At 66.3% G+C, this 975-nt stretch carries 1 protein-coding gene; it reads left to right on the forward strand.

Going from position 1 to position 975, the window contains the following annotated elements:
* Positions 1-167: 167 nt before the first annotated feature.
* Positions 168-965, forward strand: a complete 798-nt coding sequence (locus DEH69_RS28310; RefSeq protein ID WP_181727643.1) for a transposase family protein — start codon at positions 168-170, stop codon at positions 963-965.
* Positions 966-975: the final 10 nt, after the last annotated feature.

Below are 975 nucleotides of genomic sequence, written 5' to 3' on the forward strand. Positions count from 1 at the left end.
TTTTCTCAGCGAAATGATCTTCGCGAAGCGGGTTGATCTGGGCATGTCTGCCTGAGTGGGACATCCGTGCCCTGGTTCCGGAAGAGCGTGAAGCCCCTGGTAGGACGGTTCTCACCACAAGATCCCGTTCCCCAGCCAGAGGCTTCACGTTGGTCACCTATGTTGCCATGCTCGATGTCCCGCGTCCGGTGGTGGAGTTCCTCGCCCGGCTGCTGGCCGCTCACCGTCGGCGGATCGGTACGCCGCGTGGGTCGCGGGTGCTGGGGCCGTTTCGCCAGGCCGTGATGGTGCTGCGCTGGTTCCGCGAGGCCGGGTGCGTGCACTGCCTGTCCCGCGACGCCGGGATATCGCAGGCCACCGGCTACCGCTACCTCCACGAGGCGATCGACCTGCTGGCCGCACGGGCCCCGCAGTTGCACCACGTCCTGACCCGCTGCCGCGCGGAGGAAATGAACCACGTGATCCTGGACGGCACACTCATATCCTGCGACCGCGTCGCGGGCGTCACGGAGAACGGCAACGACCTGTGGTACTCCGGCAAGGCCAAGCACTTCGCCGGGAACATCCAGTTCATCGCCGCTCCGGACGGCACGCCACTGTGGGTCTCCGAAGTCGAGCCCGGCAGCGTCCACGACCTGACCGTCGCCCGCATCCACGCCCTGCCCGCGCTGTACCTGGCCGCTCGTGATGGCCTGCCGACCCTGGCCGATCTCGGCTACACCGGGGCGGGCATCGGCGTTCACACACCTATCCGGCCCCATCCGGACATTCCCTCTCCACTCGCCGTGGACAACCGCACCCACAACCGGCTCCTACGCGGCATCCGAGCCTTGGGCGAACGCGCGGCGGCGGAACTCAAACAACGCTGGCGCGCACTCCAACACGTCACGATCAGCCCAAACCGGATCGGCGCCATCGCCAAAGCCGCACTCGTCCTCAACAACGCATGGCACAAACATCGTTGAGAAAACCTCA

This window comes from Streptomyces sp. PT12, assembly GCF_003311645.1.
In the GTDB taxonomy this organism is placed as follows: Bacteria; Actinomycetota; Actinomycetes; order Streptomycetales; family Streptomycetaceae; genus Streptomyces.